The organism is Yoonia sp. (assembly GCF_965660735.1).
Classification (GTDB): Bacteria; Pseudomonadota; Alphaproteobacteria; order Rhodobacterales; family Rhodobacteraceae; genus Yoonia.
Window position 1 is genome coordinate 20,764 of record NZ_CBFIBD010000036.1, and the last position, 7,843, is coordinate 28,606.

General features: G+C 56.6%; 7 protein-coding genes. 1 reads left to right on the plus strand and 6 read right to left on the minus strand.

The window, feature by feature from the left end; all coding sequences use genetic code 11:
• Positions 1–138: 138 nt before the first annotated feature.
• The 5 genes from ACTG4B_RS12500 to ACTG4B_RS12520 are packed head-to-tail and all read right to left on the minus strand — an operon-like array spanning position 139 to position 5,691.
• Positions 139–1,767: an FGGY-family carbohydrate kinase gene (locus tag ACTG4B_RS12500; protein WP_439156033.1), complete on the minus strand. Its 1,629-nt coding sequence runs from the start codon at positions 1,765–1,767 to the stop codon at positions 139–141.
• 22 nt (positions 1,768–1,789) lie between these two features.
• Positions 1,790–2,518 carry an SDR family oxidoreductase gene (locus tag ACTG4B_RS12505; protein WP_439156039.1) on the minus strand — a complete coding sequence of 243 codons (729 nt, stop codon included), beginning with the start codon at positions 2,516–2,518 and terminating at the stop codon, positions 1,790–1,792.
• Positions 2,519–2,535: 17 nt separating this feature from the next.
• On the minus strand, positions 2,536–3,792 hold the full coding sequence (locus ACTG4B_RS12510) for a sugar ABC transporter permease (protein ID WP_439156034.1): 1,257 nt from the start codon (positions 3,790–3,792) through the stop codon (positions 2,536–2,538).
• Complete coding sequence (locus tag ACTG4B_RS12515) at positions 3,789–4,595, minus strand: ATP-binding cassette domain-containing protein (protein ID WP_439156035.1); 807 nt, start codon at positions 4,593–4,595, stop codon at positions 3,789–3,791. Before ACTG4B_RS12515 ends, ACTG4B_RS12510 begins: the two co-directional genes overlap by 4 nt.
• Before the next feature lie 58 nt (positions 4,596–4,653).
• Positions 4,654–5,691 (minus strand): substrate-binding domain-containing protein, encoded by a 1,038-nt coding sequence (locus ACTG4B_RS12520; RefSeq protein WP_439156036.1) that lies wholly within the window; start codon positions 5,689–5,691, stop codon positions 4,654–4,656.
• 256 nt (positions 5,692–5,947) lie between these two features.
• On the opposite strand from ACTG4B_RS12520, the gene ACTG4B_RS12525 reads away from it, so the two are divergent.
• Positions 5,948–6,946, plus strand: a complete 999-nt coding sequence (locus tag ACTG4B_RS12525) for a substrate-binding domain-containing protein (RefSeq protein ID WP_439156037.1) — start codon at positions 5,948–5,950, stop codon at positions 6,944–6,946.
• Positions 6,947–7,348: 402 nt separating this feature from the next.
• Here the strand turns inward: ACTG4B_RS12525 and ACTG4B_RS12530 are convergent.
• Positions 7,349–7,843 (minus strand): transposase (locus ACTG4B_RS12530; RefSeq protein WP_439156038.1); only part of this gene is annotated, 495 nt, incomplete at its 5' end.

Consider the following 7,843-nt stretch of genomic DNA (forward strand, 5'->3'; position numbering starts at 1 on the left):
TGAAGCTATGAATGCAATTATCCAGTTTCGTAAACACTTGTGATGTTTTGAAATCGGACTGAATTGCGAGTCCGAGAATCAGAACACACTGGCCGGGTTGACGCGGGCCAGTGTAGCGGTCAACAAATCTGGTGAAAATCAACGTTTGGCTGCCTGTCTGGCAACAGATTGCAGTTGCAGGAATGTTTCGAAACGGGCGTCGTGAAGTTCTTTCGCCGGGCCGGGTTGAGGTGTGTACCGCGTTGCGAAAGATGACATGCGCTCCATCGCATCGTGAATATCAGCGTGGATACCCGCCGCGACAATGCCCAAAATCGCCGCGCCCAGCAGAACGGGTTCCTCTGCGGCAGGTGCTGCGACTTCGACGCCTGTCGCATCTGCAAGTAGTTGCCTGATCAGATCATTGCGCCCTGCGCCGCCGCTGATGACGATCCGCTTGATCGGTGCACCTGCCGCGGCTTGTGCCTCGATGATTTGACGCAATCCATAGCCAATCCCGCATAACCCCGCGACATAAAGTGCGACGAGACTTTCAAGATCACGCTCCATCCCCAGCCCACAGATGACCGCCCGCGTATGCGGATCAGCATAGGGTGCGCGATTGCCCAGAAATTCCGGCACCACATGTATTTGACCGGCAAGTGAACCCGCGTTCAGGTTGTCGCCCAATAGGGCATGCGCATGCGCAGCAAGCCAGCCGGGCAATGAATGCGCGTCGCCCGCCGCCTGCGCCTGTGCTTCAGCTGCGTGTGGATGAAACGCGAGCAAATGATCGATTGCGGCGCCTGCGGCAGATTGCCCGCCTTCATTCAGCCAGAGCCCGGGCACCATCGCCGAATAATACGGACCCCAAACACCCGGAACGAAAACCGGTTCCTTTGTCGAGGTCATCGTGCAAGACGACGTGCCAAAGACGTAGGCAAGATTTGCTTCTGCTCCGCCTCCGCCTTGCGCACCCACTGAACCGATCCCTCCGGCGTGCGCATCTATCAGACCGGCAGCGACCGGAGTGCCGGCAACAAGCCCGAATTCTTTCGCGGCCTGTGCGGACAGACCATCACCAAGGGCCGACCCCGCAGGCACGATGTCTACACCGATGCGCCTGAAATTCTCTTCGACAATTTCACCCAAGCCTATCGTATTGAAATATTCCGCATCCCAACTGCCTTTATGTGCCATATAGGTCCACTTGCAGGTCACCGTACAAACAGAGCGCGCAAGATCGCCGGATGCACGCCATGTCAGAAAGTCTGTCAGGTCCATGAATTGCCACGCGCTGGCATAAACCTCTGGCCTGTTTTCCTTAAGCCAAAGCAGTTTGGGTGTCTCCATTTCGGGCGAGATGCGACCGCCTACATAATCAAGAACCCGGTGGCCAAGCGCGTTGATCCGTTCGGCCTGCTTCAGCGCGCGGTGATCCATCCACACAATGACATTGCGTTCTGGATTGCATGGGTCACCGACAGGCAAGGGCACACCGCGGTCGCCAAGTACGACCAACGAACAGGTCGCATCAAAGCCGATACCGCGCACATGCTCGGGTTCTACTCCCGATGATTTGACCGCACCCCGTACGGATTTGACGACGGCCTGCCAGATATCATCACTGGATTGCTCGACTGTGGCCGCACCCTCGCGATGAATGGAAACCGGACATTTGGCAGTACCGACCATCCGGCCATCGGTCGTAAACACGCCAGCCCGCGCGCTGCCGGTCCCGACGTCAATACCAATGACATAGCTTTCATTCGCTTGCGATCCGGTCATCATATTGTCTCCTTCCCGCCGCTCAAAGATCGACGCTGTTGGGCAAGATCACCATGTCGCGGATCACGACGCCGCGCGGTCGGGTCAGCATGAACAGAACGGCCTCTGCAACCTCGCGTGGTTGCATCAGCGATCCGTTGGCAAGCGCCTCGTCCATTTTCTCTTTGGGCCAGTCGTCCAGCAGTGCCGTAACGACTGGCCCGGGGAGGACGGCACCCATGCGGATGCCGTATTGCGAAACCTGGCGGCGGGTTGCGTGCAGGAACGCCTGAACCGCGAACTTTGATGCCGTATAGATCGGTTCCCATACGACGGGGACAACACCGGCCACCGAACTGGTAAAGATGATGTCACCGGTCTTGCGTTCAATCATCGCGGGCAAAACGGCCTGAACACTGCGAAAGGCCGCGTTGATGTTCAGGTTCAGCATCCTGTCCCATTCATCGGGATTGCCGTCTGCGGCTGCCCCGCCCACATATGCGCCTGCATTTGCGTGGAATATATCAAGCGGGCCAACCAGTCTTTCGATCTGCGGCAACATTCCAGAAACTTGCGGCCCGTCAAGTAGGTCAATGACAAGTGGTTTGGCCGCGTCGCCCAGTTCCTCACACAGCGCGCCTAGTCGGTCTTTGGCCCGATCAATCAGGACGACCTGGGCGCCTTCCTCGATCAGGATGCGCGCACATTCGAGCCCGATCCCCGACGCAGCACCCGTGATTGCAGCGGTCTTTTTGTCCATCGACTTGATCATTTTCATGTTCCGATACTTTAGGCGCGACCATGGCTTGCACGCGAACGCCGCGCGAGAGAGTCAACGATGACAGCAATGGCAAGGACCGCCCCCGTTATCATGTAGCGCAAAGAAGAGCTGAGGTTGAGCAATGTAAGCCCGTTGGAGATTGCCATGATAACAAGAACGCCCAACAAGGCAGACCAGGCAGACCCGCGGCCACCGAACAGCGACGTGCCCCCTATCACGGCTGCCGCAATGGCGTTCAGGTTCACATCACCAGTCCCAGCTTGCTGGCTGGCCGAGGCAAGGCGGGCCGCAGCGAACACGCCGCCGAGTGCTGCAAATGTAGAACAGACGACGAACGCCGACAGGCGAATGCGCTTTACATTTATGCCCGACCTGCGTGCGGCTTCAGCATTACCACCCACGGCAAACATCGAACGTCCCCACTGCGTGCGGGTTAGCGCATAGTTGAGGATCACGACAAACAAAACAAATATGCCAAACATCCACGGCACACCGCGGCCTTGCTCCAGATAGAACACCACAAAAACAAGCGCGATTGTGAGGAATGCGGCCTTTACCACTGCGACGCTCATTGGGCTGGCAGAAAGGTTTGCAGCACTGCGCTGCTGGTTCGTGCGCATTTTGCCCAGTACGATCAATATCCCTGGAATGACCGCAACACTATACGAAATCCAGGCCGGCATGATCATTATCTGTCCGAAACGCACAAGAGGTGACGTAAAGGGCATATTGATCGATCCGGTCGGACCCAGAATATAAAGTTGAAGGCCCAAAAGTGCGAGCAACCCCGCCAGCGTAGCCACGAAACTTGGCATTTCAAACTGATTGCGCAGAAATCCGAAAAGAAGCCCGACCAAAGCACCGGTAAACATCACCGCGACGATCGTGACGGGCAACGGGACGCCGGAATTAACCCAAAGAACGCCGGTCATTGCAGAGGCAAGACCGCTCATCGAACCGATGGACAGATCAATTTCACCCAACAGCAAAACGCATACGACACCGAGTGCCAGCAATCCGACCGCTGCTGCGTCAAACAACAGGTTGACCAGATTGTTGGGCGCAAGAAAAATGGGGTTCAGGGTGCTGAACACAACCGAGATCAACAGCAGCCCCACGACAACCGGCAGCATACCCAGATCGCCAGAACGCACCTGATCTACAAAGCCGCGCATTGCGCCCGAAATACCGGCATCGTGACGCACACGCGTATCGGCGCGGTCAAGTCGCGGGCTCACATCGTTTTCTTGAATATTCTGTGTCATACATCTGCCCCCACTTCTGCGCGTTTCCTTGTCGCCCGCCGCGAGACCGAGTTCTCGCTGGCGCCGGTGATCGCCGAGACCAGATCCTGATGGGATGTTTCAGCGTCGAAGACCCCGTTATTCTTTCCCAGACGCAGCACGACAATCCGGTCGGCCACTGCGCGCACGTCTTCCATATTGTGCGAAATCAGAATGACACCATGGCCGCGGTCACGAACCCGCTCGATCAGATTAAGCACTTCCGCTGTCTGTGCGACGCCCAAAGCGGCAGTCGGTTCATCCAGCATGATGATGTGCGGGTCCAGCAGCAGCGACCGTGCGATGGCGACGGTCTGACGCTGGCCGCCTGAAAGTGATGCAATCGGTTCGCGCACCGACGGGATGCGCGCCGCCAGTTCCTGCAACAATGTCCAAGCACGAACCTCCATTTGCACTTCGTCCATGCGCCAAGGCGAAATCTCGTGACCCAGAAAGAGATTAGCGACGACATCCAGATTCTCGCAAAGGGCCAGATCCTGAAAGACGGTTGCGATCCCCATTTCAAGCGCAGCACCCGGTGTATCCAGCGTAACCGGCTTGCCCAGATACTCGATGGTGCCCGACGTTGGCTGATGGACCCCGGCCAAAACCTTGACAAGCGTGGATTTGCCCGCGCCGTTATCCCCGACAAGGGCCACGACCTCACCTGCATGAACTTCAAGTTCGATGTCTTCGAGGGCAGTCACGGCACCAAATTTCTTACCGACATTGCGCAGCTTTAGAATAAGTTCGCCCTTTTCGGGGCCTGCATTCTGCTGTGTCATGGCATTCTCCTCCCGGGTATGGCTGCGCGGCACCAAACGATCAGTGCCGCGCGTTCGCTTATTTGATACCAAGCGCTTCGCAGGCCTCTGCATATTCGGCTGTGCAGACTTCCGCCACTGATTGAATGCCAGCGTCGAAAATCTCGGCTTTGATGTTATCCTGCGTGACGACCGCGGGCACGAACAGTTGCGACGGTGTATTGTATAGCGTCGACGTGGCCTCGGGCGTTTCACCGTTGATCAACGTCATTGCGATTTCAGCCGCCGCTGCTGCCACGATTTCAGAAGGCTTTGAAATCGTGTTGTATTGGTCGCCTGCGATAATCAGCTGCAGCGCTGCAATTGTCGCGTCGTTGCCTGTCACCGGTGGAAGCGGATCTGCACCCGAAGCTTTGAGCGCGGCAATTGCCCCACCGCCGGTGCCGTCATTGGCCGCCACGATCCCCATGATATCACTGCCAAAGCGCGTGATCTGGCCCGCAGTCCATTCCTGCGCGCGCGGCGGGGCCCAGTCGGGCGTATCGAATTCGGACAGCGTCACATAAGGCGATGCATCAAGCGCCCGATCGATCCCGTCGCGGATCAGACCAGCCGCCGCATCAGTGGGAGAACCGTTGATCTGAAGGACACCAGCGCCTTGGGGAACACCTTTGGCCTGAAGGTTTTCGACCAGTGATTGCGCGATGGCGTAACCGATGCCTTCGTTATCAAAGGAGACATAGAAATCGGCAGGCGAGTCGGGAATGGGGCGGTCATAGGCAATGACCTTTACGTCCTGCGAACGCGCAATTTCAACAAGGGCCGCAGCGGCAGCAGAATCCACCGGATCAAGAACAACCACAGTTGCGCCTTGTGCGATAACGGAATTGAACTGCTGCTGTTGCAGGGCGACGTCCGCATTGCCGTTCTGATAGATCAGCGTGCAATCCGGGCACAGGTCACTCATCGCGGCCTGAAAGCCCGGCCAGTCTTTTTCTTCATAACGGGTCGAGGCCTGATCAGGCATAAGGAACGCCACGGTCTGGGCGGTTGCCGCTGTGGCGATCAGTGTCGCGACCAGCGTTGATGCCGTCGCAAGTAAGGTGGTCTTGTTCATTTGTTTGCTCCTCCAAACCAAATTGAGCCCCGCTGATGCGGAGAGCGATGCCTGAGAGGAAAACAAGGCGTCTTGTACTGCCCTACGCATCGGGCAGCCATCGACTAGAACTGAACTCCTCCCAACGCATCACAAAGTATGCGCAACCGACAGTTTTATTTGCACCATCGATTGAGCAAAGTTGCTCCATCGATTGTTCTGAGTCAATATAGTTCCGATAATTTAGTGTGAATTGCTGAAGGTCGCGGCAAGAGATATGGAAAAAGAGTCCAAGAGAACAACGATTTACGATCTGGCTAAACTTGCAGATGCATCTCCCAGCGCGGTAAGTTCCGTACTCAACGGGACGTGGGAAAAGCGCCGAATCAGTCGAAAACTGGCCGAACGCGTGATGCAGTTGGCGGAAGAGCAAGGGTACTCTGTCAACGTGCAAGCCAGCTTGCTGCGTCGGGATCGCTCCAACATTGTCGGCATGATCGTTCCGAAATATGACAACCGATACTTTGGCAACATTGCCGAGCAGTTTGAGATAATGGCCCGCGCGCGCGGGTTCTTTCCTGTCGTCACATGCACTCAACGTGACCCCGACCTCGAATTTGAGGCCGCAAAAGAGCTTATCTCTTATCAGGCCGAATGCCTGATCTCGACCGGCGCCACTGACCCGGATCGCATTTCGGCATTCTGCAATGCGTCGGGCGTTCAATCGATCAACCTCGATTTGCCAGGTAAGAATGCCCCGTCCGTAATTTCAGACAACTATACTGCGGCCCGCGACCTGACCAACCTTATTCTCGACCATTGCGAACAAGAACTTGGCTGGAGCGGGCCCTTGCGGTTCGTCGGTGGCCGACTGGCCGATCACAACACCGCCGCCCGACTGAAAGGTTTCCTGTCTGCGCAGCACGATCGTTCAATTTCCGTCCCCGATTCCCATATCATGGCAAACGGCTATTCGGCCGAGAGCGCTGCAATGGTTCTGAAGGATTTCCGGCCAGACGGCCCTTCGGGTATTTTTGTCAATTCGACGATTTCACTAGAGGGCGTTGTTAGATGGCACAGCGAGCTTGAAAAAGACGCAGACAAGGTAAAATACGGCTGCTTTGACTGGGATCCATTCGGTTCGTTCCTTCCCGGCAATATCGGAATGGTTGAACAGGACGTCACAACAATGCTGAAAATAGGCTTTGAACTGATCGGCAAACCTCAGACCACGAAAGAGCCAATTCTTGTCCCCTGCAAGCTGAGAATATTCTAACGCAGCGGGCGCGAGTGTCCTTGTCCGGGGCGTTCAGTCCTGACCTGCTCCCAATTGAGTCCGCTAATGTATGTTAGGGTCAGGACTTCGGTAACGGGATCGTCCTGGTCAAGCTATTTTTTGCAAGTCGATTTTTCCGCCAAAGCGGTTTCTGCGGTTTTTTGTTCCACTCTATGCTGTCATGCGGTCTTTGATTGAGGCCCTTGGGGTACATGCTTCGGTCCGTGGTCAGCGCGGGGGCTGCCAACATGATGCTGGTTCGATGTAATTCCGATGTGCCTATCTCATAGGCGTGCTTGATCGATGTCAGCGACTGTCCTGACCACGGCATCATCGGGACTACGTCCCTGCGGGACCTCGAAGACCTGCAATTGAGCAGGCAACAGGTGGGGTGTCGGTTGATTAGGCCATGTTCGGGGCTGCCTCTGACTGGAATGTGGTGCCGTCGACCCAGATCCGATGCAGTATCACGGCGATGCGACGCGCCAAGGCAACCATGGCACACTTGCGGCCTCGACGGTGCGCGACCTTAGCGCCCCAAGTTCGCAGCCATGTTGATCGACCGCGATGCATCATCACAGTTGCGGCTTGGCACAGTGCCCGCCTAAGGTTGACGTCGCCGGCCTTGGTGATGCCGCCGGAGACGTCCCTTTCACCGGACTGGCTGCGTGAGGGCGTTAGGCCGACCCACGGCCCCACTTTTTTCGATGAGGTGAAGCGGGCAGGATCATCAACAGCAGAGCGGTAGGTTAGTGCCACAACTGCACCAATTCCCGGCATCGTCATCAGACGATGGCAAACCGGATCATCCTTAGCGAGCTGGCGTACCTGCCTCTCAAGGCTCGCCAGCTCAATGCGCAGGGCGGCTCTAGCACGCAGCATTGGCTCTGTAGCAAT

Coding starts and splice junctions, on each gene's coding strand:
- ACTG4B_RS12500 (WP_439156033.1), bottom strand. CDS start 1,767: ATGACCGGATCGCAAGCGAATGAAAGCTATGTCATTGGTATTGACGTC.
- ACTG4B_RS12505 (WP_439156039.1), bottom strand. CDS start 2,518: ATGATCAAGTCGATGGACAAAAAGACCGCTGCAATCACGGGTGCTGCG.
- ACTG4B_RS12510 (WP_439156034.1), bottom strand. CDS start 3,792: ATGACACAGAATATTCAAGAAAACGATGTGAGCCCGCGACTTGACCGC.
- ACTG4B_RS12515 (WP_439156035.1), bottom strand. CDS start 4,595: ATGACACAGCAGAATGCAGGCCCCGAAAAGGGCGAACTTATTCTAAAG.
- ACTG4B_RS12520 (WP_439156036.1), bottom strand. CDS start 5,691: ATGAACAAGACCACCTTACTTGCGACGGCATCAACGCTGGTCGCGACA.
- ACTG4B_RS12525 (WP_439156037.1), top strand. CDS start 5,948: ATGGAAAAAGAGTCCAAGAGAACAACGATTTACGATCTGGCTAAACTT.